Source organism: Pseudomonas sp. SG-MS2 (assembly GCF_009933855.1).
GTDB classification, from domain to species: domain Bacteria; phylum Pseudomonadota; class Gammaproteobacteria; order Pseudomonadales; family Pseudomonadaceae; genus Aquipseudomonas; species Aquipseudomonas putida_E.
Genome location: NZ_MOMO01000272.1, coordinates 18,456 through 38,333 on the forward strand (window position 1 = coordinate 18,456; position 19,878 = coordinate 38,333).

Here is a 19,878-nt window from a genome sequence, read left to right on the forward strand (position 1 = left end):
TGCCTGGAAAAACGCAGCCTGTGAAAGTGAGACTAGCCGGTCATTTACGGACTGCTCGGGCAAACCACCCGGAGCCGACAAGTGGCACAATGCCTTTATTTCAGGCGCACAGCGGTGCCCGTGGCGAACACTACAACCATGCCGCCTTGCACTGAGGGCATGCTGATTTCGAAATCCACACCCACCACTGCATCGGCTTGCAACTGCCGTGCCCGTGCTTTCAGTTCCTCGGTTGCCTGCTCGCGGGCGAGGCGTAGTGCGCCCTCCAGCGTCTGTGAGCGGCCGCCGAAGAAGTCGCGAAAGCGTGCAAAGAAATCGCGCACGAAGTTGATGCCTTGCACCGATTCGGAGCTGACTACGCCAAGGTATTCAGCAATCGGCCGGCCTTCGAGCTGGCTGGTGGTGGATATGATCATCGCAGGCTCCGGTGGCGTGACAAAAGAGCCCGAGTCTAACAAAGCATCGGCCCTTCGGGTTTACCCGGGAGAGGGCCGAACGGCTCTACACAACCATTATTGAGCGCTCGCAGCCCGTAACCGCTGGCCAAGCTTGGGTCCGAACACATTGACCAGCAGCCCGAGCATCACCAACAGCGCCCCCCACCCCTGCACTGCCGTCAGCCGCTCACCCAGCAACCAGGCGGAAGAGCTCAAGCCAATCACCGGCACCAGCAACGAAAACGGCGCGACCTTACCCGCCGGGTGCCGCGACAGCAGCGTGCTCCACAAGCTGTAGCCGAGCATGGTGGCTACGAACGCCAGGTAGATCAGCGCCAGCACCGAGCTCCAGCTGATATTGGCCAGCGCATGGCCGATACGCTCGGGCCCTTCCAGCCACCAAGACAGGGCCAAAAACGGCAGCGGCGGGATCAGCCCGCCCCAGATCACCAGCGCCACCAGGTCGACCGAGCCAAACCGCCGTGTGATGATATTGCCCATGCCCCACATTGCGCCTGCGCACAAGGTCAGCAGTAGCGCCACCATCGGCACGTGGCCACTGTCCTCGCTGCCGATCAGCGCCAGCCCGCTGGCTGCAACCAGCAAACCCAGCAGGCTCGCCAGGCGCAAGCGCTCACCCAGAAACAGCGCAGCGAACCCGAGGGTGAAGAAAGCCTGGGATTGCAACACCAGTGACGCCAGGCCTGGCGGCATGCCGCTATACATGGCCTGGAACAGGAAGGCGAACTGCCCCAGGGAAATCGTGGCGCCATAGGCGATCAGCCAGCGCCACGGCAGTTTCGGCCGCTTGACCAGCAAGATCGCCGGGAACGCAACCAGCAAGAAGCGCAACGCCCCCAACAGCATCGGCGGCAGGCCATCGAGGCCCACCTTGATGACCACGAAATTGACTCCCCAGGCGACGATCACCACCAGGGCAATCAGCAGGTCCTTGAGCGGCATTGCAGCTTCCTTCTTCAGGCGTTCTAGACATATTTCGTTACAGCATAAAGCCATTTGCACATGCTGGACCGGCACAGTTAGGCTTCGGCCTTGCGCAACAGTACAGATATTCTGGAACGGGCTCGGGCGTTCACCCTGACTCAACCTCCCTGTAACGTTGCACAGCGCGACCAACTCATACCTTGGGGCGCCCGGTGACCCAATAGTCAAGCGCCACTTTTCGTTTCAATCAGGCCACACCATGACCGATATCGCAGGGCAACTCGACCCTCCCCTGTTACCCGTCGACCAGCCTCGGGTGGTGGTCTTCGTTGCCTACCCCGCCATGGGCCTGCTCGACCTCAGCGGCGCGCAGACCGTGTTCTGGGCAGCCACCAAGGCCATGGCCGAGCGCGGCCTGCCCGGCTACCGCCTGCATACCGCCAGCCTCGACGGTGGCCTGCAACCGACCGCCGAAGGCCTGGTGGTGGCCACCGAGCGCCTGGATGATGCCATGGCCCAGGCCGTCGACACGTTGATCGTACCCGGCGCGCCGGACATCATCCGCAGCCTTCCCGAGCACGGTCCGCTGGTGGCCTGGCTGCGCCGCGCCAGCCAGCACGCCAGGCGCACCGCATCGGTCTGCAGCGGCACGTTCCTGCTGGCCAGTGCCGGCCTGCTCGACGGCCGTCGTGCTGCCACCCACTGGGCCATGTGCGAGGTGTTGCGGCGCGACTTCCCGGCCGTGCAGGTCGACCACGAATCGATCTTCGTTCAGCAAGGTACCGTGTGGACGTCGGCGGGTGTGAGTGCAGGGATCGACCTGGCACTGGCGCTGGTCGAGCTGGACTGCGGCCGCGACGTCGCGATGCAGGTGGCGCGCGAACTGGTGGTGTTTCTCAAGCGCCCGGGCGGCCAGGCGCAGTTCAGCGAACTGCTCAAGCTGCAAGGCCAGGACTGCGCGGAGTTCGAAGCCCTGCACCTGTGGCTCAATGAGAACCTGGGCGACCCACGCTTGAGCGTGGAGCGCATGGCCGAACAGGCGCACATGAGCCTGCGCAATTTCACCCGGGTGTACAAACTGAAGACCGGCCGCACACCGGCCAAGGCGATCGAGGTGTTCCGCCTGGAGGCGGCCCGGCGCCAGCTGGAAAACACCGACAGCCACATCGAGCAGGTCGCCCGCCTGTGCGGCTTCGGTAGCGAAGAACGCATGCGCCTTGCCTTCCAGCGCCACCTGGCCGTCACCCCGCGCGACTACCGTGCGCGCTTCGCCCGCAGCGTGCCGCTGGCCGAAATTCAGGGTTCTTTGGCCTAGGGCCCGCGCTTCGTCGCCCGTAGCATCGTTGATCGCAAACAAGGGCTACCTTGTTCTATCCGGACCTTCCAGGAGCACAACGATGAAAAACATCCTGATCATTGGCGCAGGTTTCGCCGGGCTGTGGAGCGCCCTGAGCGCTGTCCGCCAACTGGACCTGCATGGCCGTACGGATATCGAGGTGACGCTGCTCGCGCCTCAGCCCGAATTGCATGTGCGCCCACGGTTCTACGAGCCCGACGTGCACACCATGGCTGCGCCGTTGCAGGCGTTGTTCGAGGCGGTGAGTGTGCGTTTCGTGCAGGGCACGGCGTTCCACATCGACGAAGCCGGCAAGCGTGTGAGCTACCGCACCCAGAGCGGCACCGAATGCAGCCTGCCCTACGACCGGCTGATCATGGCCTGCGGCAGCGTTCTCAACCGCCCGGACATGGTCGGTATCGAACATGTCTTCGATGTCGACAAGATCGACAGTGCCGCACGCCTTGAGGCCCACCTCAAGTCCTTGGCCAACCTGCCCGACACCCCTGCACGCAATACCGTGGTAGTGGCGGGCGGCGGCTTCACCGGCATCGAGACCGCGACCGAGCTGCCATCGCGCTTGCGCAATATCCTTGGCGAGCAGGCACGGCTGCGCGTGGTGGTGGTCGACCGCGGCGTGAAAATCGGTGCAGCTTTGGGCGACGGCATTCGCCCCTCTATCGAGCAGGCCTGCGAGTCACTGGGTATCGAATGGATCTGCGCGGCCAGCGTGGCCTCGGTCGACCCCGAAGGCGTACTGCTGGACAACGGCCAGCGCATCGAGGCCGGTACAGTGATCTGGACCGTGGGCTTCAAGGCCAACCCGTTGACCGAGCAGATCAGCGGCGAACGCGACCGCCAAGGCCGCCTGCACGTGGATGGCAACCTCAAGGTCAAGGGCAATGATGCGGTGTATGCCGCCGGTGACGTGGCCTACGCGGCCTGCGATGAGGCGGGCAACTACGCGGTGATGTCCTGCCAGCATGCCATCCCGCTCGGGCGTTACGCGGGCAACAACGCTGTGGCCGAACTCATTGGCGTGGCGCCCATGCCCTACAGCCAGCCCAAGTATGTGACCTGCCTCGACCTGGGTGCCTGGGGCGCGGTATACACCGAGGGCTGGGAGCGCACGGTCTCGCCGCCCACGGACAAGGCCGAAGCGAAGGTGCTGAAGTCGCAGATCAACTCGATCTGGATTTATCCGCCAGCGGCCACGGACCGTCAGGCAGCATTGGCGGCGGCGGACCCGACCATACCAGTGGCCTGACCCAGCATCCATGGCCCACGCTTGGCAGCGCGGCAACACCTGCGCCGCGCAAGCAGTTCAATCCCGCTCGAAGAAGCTTGAGCCCTTTTCCTTCAGCAGCGCTACCAGCGCCCCGGCTGCCGGCGACAGGTAGCCGTCGGTGCGCACGGACACCGCCACGGTCCGGCGCATGGTGGTTTGCTGCAGAGGCACCTCGCGCAACCACGTCATCCCCAACCCGTGTTCCAGCGTTTCCCGTGCGACAAAGCTGAGCAGTCGCGTTCGGGCGATCAGCCGTGGCAACAGTGAAATCGCGTTGGTTTCCACCTGCACTTGCGGCGCCGGCAACTGGTGGCTGATGAATACATTGTCGATCCAGCGCCGCGCTGTAACGGTCGGCCCTGCCAGCACCCAGCGGTACTGGCAGAGGTCCTTTAGCTCGATGGGCCCGCAGAACACCGGATGCTCGGCGCTGGCCACCACAATCGCCTCATCTTCAAGGATGGCATGCGTGGTGAACTGCGGGTCATCGGCAAGCTGCGGCGAAATGATCACATCCAGGCGCCCCGCCCGCAGCGACTCCTTGAGTACATCGTCCTGCGCGATAGACAGCTTCAGGGTTACCTCAGGCGCCCGTTCGAGCAAGGCGGCGGTCAGGTGGGGCAGCAAGTGGTCGGCCATGCTCGCCGCGCAGCCCAGGCGAATGTTACCCACCAGCCCATTGGCAAAATCGCGCACCTCACGCTCGGTTTCGGCGATGTTCAGTTGCAGTTGCCTGCCCCGTGCCAGCAACAGCTTGCCGACATCGGTGAGTTTGATGCGGCGGCCGTCGCGCTGAAACAACCGGGTGCCCAGCGACTCTTCAAGCCGTTGAATGCTCTTGGTCAGTGCCGGCTGGCTGCGGTTGAGCTTTTCTGCGGCTCGGCCCAGATGGCCGAGTTCGGCGATGGTTTCGAAGTAGGTGAGATCGCGCAGGTCCATGATTCATGAATTTCAGTTATGGATTCATCAAAAGTAGAAAATAGACTTGATCGATTACGCAGTCGATAATTTTCTGCGCTGGCGTTGCCAGCCCGCGTTGTCGCTACGCAAGGAGTATCCCCGTTGCAGACTGCCCTCCCAGGCTCTTCCAGAACCCCCATCCTGTGGCTAGCCCTGCTGACCTGCGCCGGCGCCTGCGGCCAGCTGCTGCATGCCATGGCCGTACCGGCCGGCTTGTTCCTCGGCCCCATGCTGGTAGCCATTGCGTTTGGCGTATCCGGAGCACGCTTGAGCATGCACCGCCAGGTGTTCCGCTTCGGCCAAGGCTGTGTTGGCCTGCTGGTCGCACACTCGGTGACCTGGGCTGTGCTGGTCTGCATGGCGCACTCCTGGCACATGATGCTGGTGGCCACCTTCATCACCGTTGCCCTGAGCGCCCTGGTCGGGCTCGGTACCGTGCGTTTCGGTGGCATACCTGGCAGCACGGCTGCGTGGGGAACCGCGCCCGGTGCGGCCTCGGCCATGGTATCGATGGCCGAAGAAAACGGCGCCGACGCCCGGGTGGTGGCGACCATGCAATATGTGCGGGTGGTGTGCGTGGTGATGATCGGTGCACTGGTCAGCCACCTGCTGGGCGCTACGCCGGGCAACGGCGCCGTGGCCAGTTCATCGGCGGTGATGCAAAGCCCGAACCTGTTCGACACGGCACTCAGCGTTGGCGTGGTGCTGTTCGGTATGCTGGTGGGTAGCCGCATGCCGGCCGGCGCCCTGCTGATGCCGCTGTTGCTCGGCGGTGCGCTGCAACTGGGCGGCGTGCTGACGATCACCCTGCCCGCACCGCTGCTGGCCTTCGCCTATGGCGCCATCGGTTGCTACATAGGCCTGCGCTTTGACCGGCAGACCGTGCGCTATGTGTGGAAGCGCTTGCCGACGATGATTGCAGGCGCCATGGCCTTGATCATCCTGTGTGCCGCCTGTGCCTGGGTACTGGCAATGGCCATGGATACCGACTTTCTGTCGATGTACCTGGCCACCAGCCCAGGGGGGCTGGATGCCATGGCGATCATCGCGGTCGAGACGCATGCCGACGTCGGGTTGGTGCTGGCGATGCAGACCTTGCGCTTGTTTGGCGTGATTCTTACCGGGGCCTTCTGTGCTCGGCAGATCATTCGAATGACACAGGCATGACCTGATCGCGCCCTGCGCTGACGGTCAGCCGCGCAACGCCGCCTCGATTGCGGCCACATCGATCTTGCCCATGTCCATCATCGCCTCGAACGCCCGCCTTGCCGCTGCCCTGTCCGGGTTGCCGATGGCTTCGATCAGGATCCTTGGGCAGATCTGCCAGGATATTCCCCACTTGTCCTTGCACCAGCCGCAGACGCTTTCTTGTCCGCCATTGCTGACGATGGCATGCCACAGTCGGTCGGTCTCGGCCTGGTCCTCAGTGCTGACCTGAAACGAAAATGCCTCGCAGTGGCTGAACGCCTTGCCGCCATTGAGCCCCACGCAAGGGATGCCCATGACGGTGAATTCGACCGTGATCACATCACCCGCCTTGCCTGAGGGGTAATCACTCGGTGCCTGATGCACCGCGATCACCTTGCTGTCGGGGAAAGTGCTGGCGTAGAAGTTCGCAGCGTCTTGCGCGTCGTGATCGAACCACAGGCAAATCGTGTTCTTGGCAGTCATGGCAAGGCTCCAGGGATAGGCCGGGACCTTTCAGTCTAGCCCCTGGGCACGGCACGGCGATGGGCGGGGCGCACGCTTGATCGGAGTGCGTCAAGCGCAGTGATTGCCGATGTCTGGCCAAATCAGAAAATCCCTACACGCAGCGGAGAATTATCGAGCCTTTGCACGCTTCACTTATCCATCCGGCAAGCACGATCATCTCCAAAGCGGCCTATAACCGACTTTTTTCAGGGAGATTCAGGTTTGTCGGACTTCCAAGCAAAGCTGCAGCACCTTACCGCTGAACAGGTCGAGGCGCTGTACAGCGAATACATCAGCGGTGAAAAGATTGCACACCTGCTCGAGCGCTACGCCATCGACCTGGCACCCAGCAGCCTGATCAAGGCGTTCCCGCCCCTGCCCTGCGCCGACCTGTGTTGCCCCTACTGCAAAACCAGCCTGTATGAACGGCGTAAAAGCCGCACAGCTTCGAGCTGCCACGAAAACATGGCCTTCTGCAAAACCTGCGAGCATCGCCATTACTTCCCCGGGCGTACACAGTGGCGACGCGATTGCGCGTGCCAACCGTGCCTGGCGGCGCGCCAACAGGCCAGGCTGGAGCTGCAAGCACAACAGCGCCAACGCATAAGGGAGCACTGGTCACTGGCCAGACGCCGGCCGATACCTCTGCGCAGCCTTTCGATAACCCGCAAGCTGCAACTGTTGGCCCTGCTCGAGGTGCGAATGGACAAACAGCTTGACCGCCTGCTCCCGGCAGAGCATCCCACTGGCGATGAATGTCTCAGCCCGTCCAAGGCCATGGATGCAAACCTGCTGCAGGCTTTGCAAGAAGACCTGATCCTGCTGGTCGACCCTGATTCGCCGCCGGTATGTTTCAGCAATGACCCAACGCCCAAGGCATGGCGTGACAAAGTGTACTGGGTGGTCAATGTAAGCCTGCACGGGCACCAACGTGCCCGCCTGACGCCGCTGCATCGCGCGCTGCTTGAGCTGCTGGGCGCAGGCCCCCGGCCCGAGTGGCGCGAAGAGCTCAGCGAGGCAATCACAGCCTTGGCGATTGAAGAGGTGTTTGCCTGCATTGCTTCACGCTGCGCTGCGCATGGCCTGCCGTTCGAAGCTAGCGCAAAGGCCGAGCGGGTTGTCGCTCAACTGCTCGGTATGCTGCCAGTAGCGTCTGCCTGGTCGCTTGTCGACGGCGCGGTGCACGGCGCGCTTGCCTACAGGGCGCGCAGCCATGTCACGCCGCTTCATGCCAGCAGCACCATTCCCGCCAACATGCTGGCGGCGGCTGAACGGGCCGTGAGGGAGCAGTGGCAGTTCAGCCCGTGCAGCTACGCCAGCAACGCAGTGCTCAACCACTACAGCCGTGTGCTGTTCGATGTACTCCTGCGACAGGCGGATCACGGCCTGCGGCGCAGGATTGCCGAGTACATCGAGCAGCTTCCCTGTCGTGGCGCATAACGGCAGTCACTTCAGCGTTTTTTCCAGGCCCTTGACGATCCCGCGAACAGGCCGCTTCCGACACGCGAAGCAGTCTGTTCGCCGAGGCGCTCTAGCCCGCCCTTTGCAACATCCTGCAGACAATTCCTACCCCCAGCAGTGAACCTGCTTGCAAAAATGCGGTCTTTCGCTGACGGTCAATCCACCGACCGGTTCGCCGGCCCAGCCAACGTTCCAGCGTCACCGGGCCTATTTTTCCTGATGCAGCGAAGACCCAACATGCCTGAATCCCGCCCAGCCTCCCTCGCCCTCCCTGCCCTGCGCGGCACCCTGATCGCCGCTCTGGTGGCTCTCGCCGCCCCCGTGCATGCCCAAGAGCCGGCCAGCGATGCGCGCTGGGTCAGCGACAGCCTGAGCACCTATGTACGCAGCGGCCCTACCGACGGCCACCGCATCGTCGGCACACTCAAATCCGGACAGAAGCTGACCCTCATCGGCAGTCAGGGCAACTACAGCCAGGTGCGCGGGCAGAACGGTGACCTGGTGTGGATCCTCTCCAGCGACCTGCAATCGGTCCCGGGCCAGGGTGAGCGATTGCCTGAACTTGACGCACAGGTAGCGCAGTTGTCCGGGCAGCTCAAAACCATCGACGACAGCTGGAAGAACCGCGTGCAGGGCATGCAGGAAACCCTCGACTCGCGCAAAAAGCTGGTCGACGAACTGCAAGCACGCAACCAGGCATTGAACGAACAGCTTGATCAGACCCAGTCGAACCTGCGCGACGCTCAGGCACGCTTGGGTGATGAGAACAAACAGGTAATGATGCGTTACATGGTCTACGGCGGCAGCATTGCCGGCGCGGGCCTGTTGGCGGGGCTGATCCTGCCGGCACTGACCCGCGGTCGCAAGAAGAACGACCGCTGGTTCTGAGGCTTGTCCGGCCAGGCAACGGGTTGCCAGTACCGGCCTGATCGCCGGCGAGCCGGCTCCATAAGCCCCAGAACGAGGTTCCTGAGCGGCGGGCTCGCCCGCGCCATTTACTGCCGCAACCGCTCCAGCGCCTGCAGTACGAACCTCGTCGCCCGTTCGGTCTCGCCTTCCCGGCAGGCAATCCCCAGTTGCCGCCACAAGCCAGGGCGCAGCGGCCGGCGCGCAATGCGCCGGTCCAGTTCGGCCATCTCGCCTTCCTGAGGCAGCAAGGTAGCGCCATAACCGGCACCCACCAGGCTCTTGATCGCGTCGTTGTAGTTCAACTCGATCCGCGGCTCAGGATACAACCCGGCGGCAGCGAACCACTCTGCGGTCACCCGCGACAGTTGGGTACTGCTGTCATTGAGAATCAGCGCTCGCTGCCCCAGCCAGGCCGGTGTAACCCTGGCCGGCGGCTGCCAGTCGGCCGGCACGTAGGCCAGGATCGGGTCGCGCCGCCAGGCGGTTACCTTGATGCCCTTGCCCGCCACCTGCGGCAAAGCCACCAGGCCGATATCCAGGGCGCCTTCGCGCAGCCGCAGCAGGGAAGCCTGGGAGGTCAGCACCTGCACCTGCACATCGATGCCTGGATGTGCCACCCGCAAGTGCTCCAATGCCTGGGGCAACAGGTGGGCGATGGCGCCGGTCGAGGCGCCCAGGCGCACCCGACCGGTCAGGCCTTCGACCTGGCGCCGCACTTCATCCAAGGCAAGATCGGCATCGGCCAACAGCCGGCGGGCACGTACCAGCAGGGTTTCACCGATGGCGGTGGGGCGCACCTGGTTGCGGTTACGGGTCAACAGCGGCGCACCAACCCTCGCCTCGAGCTCGGCCACGTGCAGGCTGATGGTAGGCGGCGCCAGGTTGAGCTGGCGCGCAGCCTCGGCGAATGACCCCAGGTCGGTAATGACCACAAGGGTGCGGAGGCGATCGAGGCTGATTTCACGCATGGGGGTGGGCCGGTTCAGGGTACATTTCGTTCAGAAAATATGAACGTCTGCATCATGATATTCAAATTTTATTTACCACGACGGCAGGCGAGCATAGGCCATCTTCCTTTTGACCGGACCCGACCATGCGCACCCCTATTGTCTTCATCGACGGCGACCAAGGCACCACCGGCCTGCAGATCCATGCCCGCCTGCAAGGGCGCACCGATTTGCAACTGCTGACCCTGCCCGAGGCTGAACGCAAGGACCCGCAACGGCGCAGCGACGCCATCAACAGCGCTGACATCGCCCTGCTCTGCCTGCCCGACGCCGCCGCGCGCGAGGCCGTGGCGGCCATCCGCAACCCGGCAGTGCGGGTGATCGATGCGAGTTCCGCGCATCGCACCACCCCCGGCTGGGTCTACGGCCTGCCTGAACTGGACCCGCGGCAGGCCGAGCGCATTGCTTTGGCCAAGCGGGTCAGCAACCCCGGCTGCTACCCCACTGGCGCCATCGCCCTGCTGCGCCCGCTGGTGCAGGCTGGCCTGTTGCCCGCCGACTACCCGCTGAGCATCCATGCCATCTCCGGCTATTCCGGCGGTGGCCGTGCGGCGGTCGAGCGCCATGAGCAGCCCGGGGCGCAGCGGGCGCCCACCCTGCAGATGTACGGCCTGGAGCTGGCGCACAAGCACGTACCGGAAATCCAGCTGCATGCCGGCCTGGCAGCCCGGCCCATGTTCATGCCTGGTTATGCGGCCTATCGTCAGGGCATCGTCCTGAGCATCCCGCTGCAATTGCGCCTGCTGCCAGGCCAGATCCGCGCCGAGCAATTGCAGGCATGCCTTGAACGGCACTACCAGGGCGCACGCCACGTGATGGTGTCCCCACTGCACCAGCAGGGGGCGGCCTCGCCGCTGGATCCTGAGGCATTGAACGACAGCAACGACCTGCGCCTGGCCCTGTACGCCAACCCCGAACACGGCCAGGTACTGCTCACGGCAGTATTCGACAACCTGGGCAAGGGCGCCTCGGGTGCGGCGGTGCAAAACCTCGAGCTGATGGTCGCAGCACCNGCATCAACCGGTGCGGGGCGATACAACAGCCGCCGGAGCCCGTCCACCGATGTTCATTCTGAGCCGCCTCGACAGCGTGCCGCCCGAATCCTTCCAGAACCAGATCCGTGAACTGGTGATCCACCATGTCGGCGAACTGAGCAGCGTCGCCATTCGTGCCGACAACCCGTTGTACCCGCTGTACCAGTACGGCGTCGGCATGGAGGTGCATCAGTACCTGCAGGCCATGGACGGTACTCGCGGCCTTGCCGTGGAGCTGACCCTGGCACTGGACGCCGAAGCGCCGGACCAGATGCTCGGTTTCGCCCTTACATTGCCTGCCCAGGACAATGCGCAGGCCTGTGCACTGGCCTTTCTCGCCGTGGTGCCCGGGCATCGCCGTCAAGGTATCGGCCGCGCCTTGCTGGCCGATGTGCAGGCACGCTTTGCCAGCGTCGAACTGAACGCCTTTGCCAACCAGGTGCCATGGTTCGAAGCGAGGGGCATGCAGGTGGTGGCCGCCAGTGGGCCGCAAGTGTTGATGAGCAGCACCGGCCAAGCCAGCGGCGCGCTGATCGGCCGCCTGGATATCGCGCCGATTTACCAGGCCACTGAAGTGCACCAGATTCATACCTACCTGCTCAATCAGCAGGGTGAAGATGCGATGATCGAAGCCGAGCAGCAGCGCGATGAGTGGCTGGATGAGCTGACGGAGCAGGCCCGCGCCTGTGTGAGGCAACGCAAGACGGTGCATTGACCGTGGGGGCCTGATCGCGGGCCCCCCGCGATCAGGCCTGAACAAGCACTTGAGCTAGACCTGACTCACCGGAATATCTCCCCCACCCTTGCCATCGCGCCGCTCCCCAATCCAGTCACTGACCTGCTGGCCGAACTGCGCCGGTGCCTTGCGCCCGAAGCGCCGTGCCAGGTCGAGGATAGTCTGCTGCGCCAGGGCCTCTTCCATCCGCTTTTGCGCCCCCAGCATTACTGCATGGATCGCACAGGTGCCCTCGGTGGCCCAACCCGGCGGTGAGCCTTCGAACAGCGTGCAACGCTCGCGGATCTCGCGGCAGTCGAAGATTTTCTTCGGCCCGTCAATGGCATTGACGATGTCCAGCACGGTGATCTCGTCCGACGGCCGGGCCAGTCGAAAGCCCCCCCGCACGCCTTCGGTCGCTGCCACCAGTTTGGCCCGGGCCAATTTGGTGAATACCTTGGCCAGGTATTCCTGCGGCACCCCCTGCAACTGCGCCAGGTCGCGAACACTGGACTCGCGGGTGTCACCGCGCTCGTCCACCAGGTACAGCAGGCAATGGATGCCGTATTCAACGCCAGCACTGTAGAGCGACATATAAATCTCCGACCAAACTTGTCGCCAATATTACGCTTACCGGCGTGCAATGGCAAAGCCATGAAATGCCATTGGTCGCTACCCGCGCGCCCTGAGAATACCTATCCAACCCTTTAATCATAAGTCTTTCAGCGCTCAGATCGGCTTCTCGGCCAAGGCTCGGCTGGAAAAAAGAGTTGCACGAGATAACTGCGATCAATACAGTCGTAGTTGTTCCACGCAGACACACACCCGTCGAAGCCCCCCCCCCTTACCCACGGAGCATCCTCATGAAATCTAACGTTTTGATCATCGGTGCCGGCTTTGCCGGTGTATGGAGCGCTTTGAGCGCCGCCCGCCTGCTCGACCAGGCCCGGCGCGACGACCTGAGCATCAGCGTGCTGGCGCCCCAGCCTGAACTGCGTATCCGGCCACGCTTCTACGAAGCCGACGTGCATGGCATGAAGGCGCCAGTGGGTGAGCTGTTCGAAGCCGTGGGTGTGCAGTTCCTCGCAGGCCATGTGCAGACCATCGACGCCCAAGGGCGCAGCGTGAGCTACACCGACGCAAGCGGCCTGCCCCAGCAGATCGCCTATGACCGCCTGATCCTGGCAGCCGGCAGCCAGGTGGCACGCCCGGCGATAGCAGGCGTGGCCGAACACACCTTTGACGTCGACCAGATGGAGTCGGCCGTGCGTCTCGAGCAGCACCTGGCGGGCCTGGCCGCCCTGCCCGCCTCACCGGCACGCAACACCGTGGTGGTTTGCGGCGGTGGTTTCACGGGCATCGAGACCGCTACTGAAATGCCTGCCCGCCTGCGTGCCGTACTCGGTGACGCTGCGGTGCGCGTGCTGGTGGTCGATCGAGGTGCCCAGGTTGGCGCCGCGCTGGGTAAGGGCATCACGCCGTCGATTGTCGCGGCTTGCGAACAGGCGGGCGTCGAGTGGTTGGCCGGCACCTCGGTGGTTGCCGTCGATGCCGGTGGCGTCACCTTGGACAACGGCGAGTATATCGCCAGCAAGACCATAATCTGGACCGTGGGCGTCAAGGCAAGCCCGCTGACCACCCAGGTAGCGGGCGAGCGCGACACCTTCGGCCGTCTGAAGGTAGACGACCACCTCAAGGTGGTTGGCCAGGCACACATCTACGCCACGGGTGACACCGCCTGGGCAGCCGTCGACGAACTGGGCAACCATGCGCTGATGACCTGCCAGCACGCCATCCCCATGGGCCGCTACGCAGGCAACAATGCCATGGCCGACCTGCTCGGCGAACAGCCGGTGGTGTATCGCCAACCCAAGTACGTCACCTGCCTGGACTTGGGCGGCTGGGGCGCGGCGTTCAGTGAAGGCTGGGAGCGCGAACTTAAATTGCAGGGCCAGGAAGGCAAGGCCCTCAAGCGCCAGATCAACAGCGTATGGATCTACCCGCCAGCCGCTGACCGTGCCTTGGCCCTGGCGGCCGCCGACCCATTGATTCCGATCGTTTGACGTAACTTCCTGACAGATCCGTCAATAAATGACGGATTTGTCAGCAGATGACGCTGCATTGAATGTCTGGTCAATAATGATGGCAATATGGCACTATTCTGAAAAACAATAATCAGAGGTGAGGCACATAACTATATTGCAGCACATTGAGCGCTTGGCATCGCCCCGGTGAACCGGGTGTGTGCCCATTTGCTTGATTGCGCACCACCGTCAAGGAACATTCCATGCAGTTACGGAATATGAAGATCGGCATTCGCGCTGCCAGCGTATTTGCCCTGTTGGGCGCCCTGGTCCTGGTCATGGGCCTTATCGCACTCTATGAAACCCGGCAGATGGACAAGGCCACGGACGAAATCCGGGTCACCTGGATGCCCGCCGTGGTCGCCCTCGGTGACATCAGTACCAACCTCGGCCGCGCCCGCGCCATCACCCTGCGCGCCGCGCTGGATGACAGCCCCACCGAGCGCATGCGCAACATCGAGTTGTTCAAAGGCATCAATGAACAACTCAACAACGGCCTGAAGGACTATGAAGCCACCATCATCGCCGCCGATGACCGTGCCCTGTTCAACACATTGATCGCCGCCCATCGACAGTACTTCGGCCTGCAGTCACAGGTACTCAAAGACATTGCCGCCGGCCGCATGGCCGAGGCCAAGCAGCAGATCAGCGGCCCGCTCACCCAGTACGCCGACACCATGATGAAAGCCCTGTCGGCCTTGATCACTTACAACAGCAACGGTGCCGAGCAAGCCTCACAGCGCAGCAGTGACGTGGCCGACGAAGCCTTCGCAGCCATTATCGGCTCTCTGCTGGTGATCATGATCGCCCTGGTGGCCATTGCCACCGTGCTTACCCGCAGCATCGTCGTGCCATTGGCAGATGCCGTGGCCGTGGCCGAACGTGTCGCCACCGGCGACCTGACCCACGACATCACGGTTACCGGCCGCGATGAACCAGCCTTGCTGCTGCGTGCCCTGAGCCGCATGCAGGCAAGCCTGCGCGATACCATTCGCAAAATTGCGGCCTCATCCGACCAGCTGGCCTCCGCTTCGGAAGAGCTGCACACGGTTACCGAAGATACCAGCCGTGGCCTGCACCAGCAGAGCGCGGAAATAGACCAGGCGGCCACGGCCGTCAACCAGATGACCGCCGCCGTAGAAGAAGTGGCGAACAACGCGGTGAGCACTGCCGATGCGTCCCAGGGCGCCGACCGCACCACACGCGATGGCCGCGAGCAGGTCAACCAGGCGCTGGCCTCGATCCAGCACCTGGTCGATGACGTTACCGGCACCTCTGCCGAAATCGAGCAGTTGGCCAGCAATGCCAACGAGATCAGCCGCGTGCTCGATGTGATTGGCGCGATTGCCGGCCAGACCAACCTGCTGGCCCTCAACGCTGCCATCGAAGCCGCACGTGCCGGTGAGGCGGGCCGTGGTTTTGCCGTGGTCGCCGATGAAGTGCGTGCCCTTGCCCACCGCACTCAACAGTCCACGGCAGAGATCGAACAGATGATTGCCGGGATTCAGAACGGTACCGAGCGGGCAGTGACGGCCATGCACAGCAGCCAGGGGCGTGCCACCGGTACGCTGGAAGTGGCACAGGGTGCCGGGCAGGCGTTGGAAGTGATTGCCGAGGCGATCGCTTCGATCAACCAGCGCAACCTGGTGATCGCCAGTGCTTCGGAAGAACAGGCACAAGTGGCGCGGGAGGTGGACCGCAACCTGGTCAACATCCGCGACCTGGCGATGCAGACCTCGGCGGGCGCCAACCAGACCAGTGCGGCGGCGCAGGATTTGTCGCGCCTGGCGGTTGATTTGAACGGCATGGTCGCGCAGTTCAAAGTCTGATCTGAAACTGCTGGGGCCGCTTTGCGGCCCCCGGGCAACTACCCCTTGGCGCTGACAGCCCGCACAACCTTCTCGGCCTTGCCCCGCGTAGCCAGGCAGTAATACAACGGCACCGTCACGATCAAGCCGAACAGCCAGGACAAGTCTGCGCCCTCGACAATGTTCGAATAGGGCCCTACATAAAGCGACGTGTTGGCAAACGGCAACTGCACCAGAATCCCGCACGCATAGGCAATGATCGCGTGGGGGTTGAAGCGCCCGTAAATTCCGCCGTCAGCGCGGAAGATCGAAGCAATGTCGTATTCACCCTTCTTGATCAGATAAAAGTCGATCAGGTTGATCGAAGCCCACGGCACCAGCACCAGCAACAGCGCCAGGATCAGCCCGATAAAGTGGCCGATGAAGTCCGCCGAGGCATTCAGCGCAACCATTGCGCACGCCACCAGAATCACTGCAGCCAGCATTACCCGCACCTTGATGCTGGGCGTCCATTGGGCGAAGAAGGTCTGGATGGCGGTGACGATCGACAGCACCGCACCGTAGAGATTGAGGGCGTTGTGGCTGATGATGTTGAGCAGGAACAGCACCATCAGGATCGGGCCCAGCCAGCCGGTGGCCTGCTTGACCGCATCCATCGCGTCGGTGCCTTGGGGCACACACAGCACCGCCACCGCACCAAAGCTGAAGCACAGGATGGTGCCCAGGGTGGCGCCGAAGTACGTGGCCCAGAACGGCTTGGCAATACCGACTTCCTTGGGCAGGTAACGCGAGTAGTCGGAGGTGTACGGCGAGAAACTGATCTGCCAGATGGTCCCCAGCGACACGGTGGCGATGAAGCCCGACAGGTTGAACGCGCCTCGGCTGAAGAAGTCGGCCGGCAGTTCCTGGGTAAACATCATGATGAAACCGGCCAGCAATGCCGACCCCATCACCCAGGTGCCAATGCGGTTCAGGCTATGAATGAAGCGGTAGCCGATAACACCGATCGCCGTCGCGCTCAGGGCGCCGATGACGATCGCCGTGGGCATCGGCACGCTTGGGGCAATGCCGTGGATCGACTTGCCTGCCAGCACGATGTTGGAAATGAAGAAACCAACGTAGATCAACGCCGTGAAGAACACGATCAGCAGGGCACCGTACCGGCCGAACTGGCCGCGGCTCTGCACCATCTGTGGGATGCCCAGTTGCGGTCCTTGTGCAGAGGCCAGGGCGATGACCACGCCCCCGATCAGATGGCCCAGCACGATGGCGATCAGGCCCCACAACAGGTTCAGGTTAAATACCTGGACCACCATGGCGCCGGTGACGATAGGCAGTGGCGCGATGTTGGTACTGAACCAGAGGGTGAACAGGTCGCGCGCCTTCCCATGGCGCTCGGCAGGTGGAACGTAATCGACCGTGTGATTCTCGACAAACTGGTGTTGCGATGACGGTTGGGACATGGTTTTCAGCTCGAAAGGTCGTTTTTATCTTTGTAAGGAAACCGCGTCTAGGCGGCCTCTCAGCTGCGGACCATATTATGGTATTCCAAGCTTTTGACAACACTGATTCGGTTTTAAAAACCCTTACTGATCCGGTTCAGCAACCGAGGCCACGCCCTGATTATTTCAGCAAAGCCCCATTTCATGCGGCTTTGAGCCATTCATCATGTTTTTTACAGCACTAAAAATTCCGCTTGCAAAACGAGTATTACGGTATACCATCAGACACATCAACGATAAAAAGCGGCCCACCGCTACCCCCTTCGAGGTACACGCCATGATCGACGCAACCGTTTACAAGAACGTCTTGGGCTCCTTCCCCTCAGGCGTCACCGTCATCACCACCCTGGACGACGACGGCTCGATCGTCGGCCTTACCGCCAGCGCCTTTTCTTCCCTGTCGATGGACCCGCCGCTGGTGCTGTTCTGCCCCAACTACAGTTCCGATTCCTACCCTGTGCTGATCAAGAACAAGCGCTTTGCCATTCACCTGCTCTCCGGTGAACAGCAGGCTGAAGCCTACGCCTTCGCCAAAAAGGGCAAGGACAAGGCCGCCGGTATCGAGTGGACCCTGAGTGAACTGGGCAACCCGGTGCTGGCGGGGGCCACTGCGGTGATCGAATGCGAGTTGTGGCGTGAATATGAAGGTGGCGACCACGCGATAATGGTCGGCAAGGTGCACAACCTGATCGTTCCCGAGCAGGCCCCACGGCCGATGGTCTACTGCCGCGGCAAAATGGCCAGCCTGCCCGCCTTCGCCTGAGACGCCTAACGTTATTACTGACGCCTGGCACGCCAGGCGAGACTTTCAAGCTGCGAGGAATGCCCCATGAAATTTTCGTTGTTCGTACACATGGAACGTTGGGATGAACAGGTCAGCCACCGCCAGCTGTTCGAAGACCTCACCGAACTGACCCTGATGGCCGAAAACGGCGGTTTCAGCACCGTGTGGATCGGCGAACACCACGCCATGGAATACACCATTTCGCCAAGCCCGATGCCGCTGCTGGCCTACCTGGCGGCACGCACCGAGAAGATCCGCCTGGGCGCCGGCACCATCATTGCACCGTTCTGGAACCCGATCCGCGTGGCCGGCGAGTGCGCCCTGCTCGACGTGATCAGCAACGGCCGCATGGAAGTGGGCCTGGCCCGGGGCGCCTACCAGTTCGAGTTCGACCGCATGGCCAATGGCATGCCGGCCACCGACGGCGGCAAGGCCCTGCGCGAAATGGTCCCGGCGGTACGCAAGCTGTGGGAAGGCGACTACGCCCATGAAGGCGAAGTCTACAATTTCCCCACCTCCACCAGTGTGCCCAAGCCGGTGCAGCATGGCATGCCGCCGATGTGGATCGCTGCGCGCGACCCGGACTCACACAACTTTGCGGTGAAAAACGGTTGCAACGTGATGGTCACCCCGTTGATGAAGGGTGATGAAGAAGTACTGGACCTGAAAAACAAGTTCCAGGCTGCGCTGGACAACAACCCCGAGGTGCCGCGCCCGCAACTGATGGTGCTGCGCCACACCCACGTGCACAGCCCGTCGGAGCCCGATGGCTGGAAAGTCGGCGCCCAGGCCATTTCGCGCTTCTACCGCACCTTCGATGCCTGGTTCGGCAACAAGACGGTCCCGGTCAACGGCTTCCTGGAGCCAAGCCCCGAATCGAAGTTCGCCGAGGTGCCGGCCTTCGCGCTGGAGAACATCCGCAAGAACACCATGATCGGCACCCCGGAAGAAATCATCGCGCGCATCAAGTACTACCAGGAACTGGGCGTAGACGAGTTCAGCTTCTGGTGCGACAACAGCCTGCCCCACGCCGAGAAGAAGAAGTCGCTCGAGCTGTTCATCAAGGAAGTGGTGCCGGCGTTCGCCTGAATTCCCATTGCCTGAAAGCGTTGCGGGATCAGCCCGCTCCCGGGGGCCGTCATGGCCCTCGCGAGCGGGCGTTTTTTTAGCTGCAAGCTGCAAGCAAGGGCGTACGTGCTCGTCCGCGTGCTTGTGGCTTGGAGCTTGCCGCTTGTGGCTCGAGGCCTGCTCACGCCGCCTTTCGTCTCCTCATCAGAGAAATTTCCAGCGGCCTCTTGCACAACAAATATTATGGTATACCATCAGACAACAAGAGCTGATAACCCTCACCAGGAGCCCCTCATGAGTTTCGAAATCCGCAAGATCGTCACCTACTCCGAAGAGACCCGTATCGAAGGCGGCAAAGCCACCGACAAGCCGGTGACCATGGTCGGCCTGGCCGTGGTGATCAAGAACCCATGGGCCGGCCGCGGCTTCGTTGAAGACCTCAAGCCGGAAATCCGCGCCAACTGCTCCGAGCTGGGTGCGCTGATGGTCGAGCGCCTGACCGCTGCCATCGGTGGCGCCGACAAGATCGAAGCCTACGGTAAAGCTGCCGTGGTCGGCGCCGATGGCGAGATTGAGCACGCTTCGGCGGTGATCCACACCCTGCGCTTCGGCAACCATTACCGCGAAGCCGTACAAGCCAAGAGCTACCTGAGCTTCACCAACAAGCGTGGCGGCCCGGGCACCTCGATCCAGATCCCGATGATGCAGAAGGACGACGAAGGCCTGCGCTCGCACTACATCACCCTGGAAATGCAGATCGAAGACGCCCCGCGTGCCGACGAAATCGTCGTGGTACTGGGCGCTGCCGACGGCGGCCGCCTGCACCCGCGCATCGGCAACCGTTACAT

The 19,878-nt window shown here is 62.7% G+C and carries 18 protein-coding genes and 1 pseudogene; 12 read left to right on the top strand and 7 right to left on the bottom strand.

Features of this window, described 5'->3' with window-relative positions; genetic code table 11:
* Positions 1-95 precede the first annotated feature (95 nt).
* Both BLX42_RS26065 and BLX42_RS26070 read right to left on the bottom strand, forming a co-directional pair.
* Complete coding sequence (locus tag BLX42_RS26065; RefSeq protein ID WP_012314237.1) at positions 96-416, bottom strand: YbjQ family protein; 321 nt, start codon at positions 414-416, stop codon at positions 96-98.
* A 96-nt stretch (positions 417-512) separates the two neighbouring features.
* Entirely contained in the window at positions 513-1,400 is an 888-nt protein-coding gene (locus BLX42_RS26070) for an O-acetylserine/cysteine exporter (protein ID WP_012314236.1), read from the bottom strand.
* A 241-nt stretch (positions 1,401-1,641) separates the two neighbouring features.
* Between BLX42_RS26070 and BLX42_RS26075 the strand changes: the two genes are divergently transcribed.
* Both BLX42_RS26075 and BLX42_RS26080 read left to right on the top strand, forming a co-directional pair.
* Positions 1,642-2,697, top strand: coding sequence for a GlxA family transcriptional regulator (locus tag BLX42_RS26075; protein WP_161872964.1), 1,056 nt, complete (start codon positions 1,642-1,644; stop codon positions 2,695-2,697).
* Positions 2,698-2,779: 82 nt separating this feature from the next.
* The gene (locus BLX42_RS26080) at positions 2,780-3,985 is read left to right on the top strand and encodes an NAD(P)/FAD-dependent oxidoreductase (protein ID WP_161872965.1); all 1,206 of its coding nucleotides are present in this window, start codon (positions 2,780-2,782) and stop codon (positions 3,983-3,985) included.
* 57 nt (positions 3,986-4,042) lie between these two features.
* Here the strand turns inward: BLX42_RS26080 and BLX42_RS26085 are convergent, their stop codons facing one another.
* The gene (locus BLX42_RS26085; RefSeq protein ID WP_161872966.1) at positions 4,043-4,945 is read right to left on the bottom strand and encodes a LysR family transcriptional regulator; all 903 of its coding nucleotides are present in this window, start codon (positions 4,943-4,945) and stop codon (positions 4,043-4,045) included.
* A 216-nt stretch (positions 4,946-5,161) separates the two neighbouring features.
* On the opposite strand from BLX42_RS26085, the gene BLX42_RS26090 reads away from it, so the two are divergent.
* Positions 5,162-6,133 (top strand): AbrB family transcriptional regulator, encoded by a 972-nt coding sequence (locus BLX42_RS26090; RefSeq protein WP_371316830.1) that lies wholly within the window; start codon positions 5,162-5,164, stop codon positions 6,131-6,133.
* A 24-nt stretch (positions 6,134-6,157) separates the two neighbouring features.
* Here BLX42_RS26090 and BLX42_RS26095 read toward each other — a convergent pair whose 3' ends face one another.
* Positions 6,158-6,637: a VOC family protein gene (locus BLX42_RS26095; RefSeq protein WP_125923024.1), complete on the bottom strand. Its 480-nt coding sequence runs from the start codon at positions 6,635-6,637 to the stop codon at positions 6,158-6,160.
* A 243-nt stretch (positions 6,638-6,880) separates the two neighbouring features.
* Here BLX42_RS26095 and BLX42_RS26100 point away from each other — a divergent pair, with 243 nt between their 5' ends.
* On the top strand, positions 6,881-8,098 hold the full coding sequence (locus BLX42_RS26100) for a hypothetical protein (protein WP_161872968.1): 1,218 nt from the start codon (positions 6,881-6,883) through the stop codon (positions 8,096-8,098).
* A gap of 258 nt (positions 8,099-8,356) precedes the next feature.
* On the top strand, positions 8,357-9,007 hold the full coding sequence (locus BLX42_RS26105; RefSeq protein ID WP_115275050.1) for a TIGR04211 family SH3 domain-containing protein: 651 nt from the start codon (positions 8,357-8,359) through the stop codon (positions 9,005-9,007).
* 107 nt (positions 9,008-9,114) lie between these two features.
* On the opposite strand, the gene BLX42_RS26110 is transcribed toward BLX42_RS26105, so the two are convergent.
* The gene (locus BLX42_RS26110; RefSeq protein ID WP_046785459.1) at positions 9,115-9,996 is read right to left on the bottom strand and encodes a LysR family transcriptional regulator; all 882 of its coding nucleotides are present in this window, start codon (positions 9,994-9,996) and stop codon (positions 9,115-9,117) included.
* A gap of 125 nt (positions 9,997-10,121) precedes the next feature.
* Here BLX42_RS26110 and argC point away from each other — a divergent pair.
* Positions 10,122-11,060, top strand: a pseudogene (gene argC, locus BLX42_RS26115) (N-acetyl-gamma-glutamyl-phosphate reductase); the annotation flags it as partial.
* A 37-nt stretch (positions 11,061-11,097) separates the two neighbouring features.
* The gene (locus BLX42_RS26120) at positions 11,098-11,784 is read left to right on the top strand and encodes a GNAT family N-acetyltransferase (RefSeq protein WP_115275052.1); all 687 of its coding nucleotides are present in this window, start codon (positions 11,098-11,100) and stop codon (positions 11,782-11,784) included.
* Positions 11,785-11,838: 54 nt separating this feature from the next.
* Here BLX42_RS26120 and BLX42_RS26125 read toward each other — a convergent pair whose 3' ends face one another.
* Positions 11,839-12,378, bottom strand: coding sequence for an Rrf2 family transcriptional regulator (locus tag BLX42_RS26125; protein WP_046785462.1), 540 nt, complete (start codon positions 12,376-12,378; stop codon positions 11,839-11,841).
* A gap of 269 nt (positions 12,379-12,647) precedes the next feature.
* Between BLX42_RS26125 and BLX42_RS26130 the strand changes: the two genes are divergently transcribed.
* Both BLX42_RS26130 and BLX42_RS26135 read left to right on the top strand, forming a co-directional pair.
* Complete coding sequence (locus BLX42_RS26130) at positions 12,648-13,847, top strand: NAD(P)/FAD-dependent oxidoreductase (RefSeq protein ID WP_046785463.1); 1,200 nt, start codon at positions 12,648-12,650, stop codon at positions 13,845-13,847.
* Positions 13,848-14,086: 239 nt separating this feature from the next.
* Positions 14,087-15,697, top strand: coding sequence for a methyl-accepting chemotaxis protein (locus tag BLX42_RS26135; RefSeq protein WP_371926723.1), 1,611 nt, complete (start codon positions 14,087-14,089; stop codon positions 15,695-15,697).
* Between the two features lie 38 nt (positions 15,698-15,735).
* Here the strand turns inward: BLX42_RS26135 and BLX42_RS26140 are convergent, their stop codons facing one another.
* Positions 15,736-17,139, bottom strand: a complete 1,404-nt coding sequence (locus tag BLX42_RS26140; protein ID WP_161872970.1) for a cytosine permease — start codon at positions 17,137-17,139, stop codon at positions 15,736-15,738.
* 316 nt (positions 17,140-17,455) lie between these two features.
* Between BLX42_RS26140 and BLX42_RS26145 the strand changes: the two genes are divergently transcribed.
* The 3 genes from BLX42_RS26145 to BLX42_RS26155 form a co-directional block, all read left to right on the top strand.
* Entirely contained in the window at positions 17,456-17,941 is a 486-nt protein-coding gene (locus BLX42_RS26145; protein WP_012314149.1) for a flavin reductase family protein, read from the top strand.
* A gap of 66 nt (positions 17,942-18,007) precedes the next feature.
* Positions 18,008-19,051: an LLM class flavin-dependent oxidoreductase gene (locus tag BLX42_RS26150; RefSeq protein WP_125923019.1), complete on the top strand. Its 1,044-nt coding sequence runs from the start codon at positions 18,008-18,010 to the stop codon at positions 19,049-19,051.
* Between the two features lie 273 nt (positions 19,052-19,324).
* A partial coding sequence (locus BLX42_RS26155; RefSeq protein ID WP_161872971.1) for an amino acid synthesis family protein occupies positions 19,325-19,878 on the top strand: 554 nt, incomplete at its 3' end.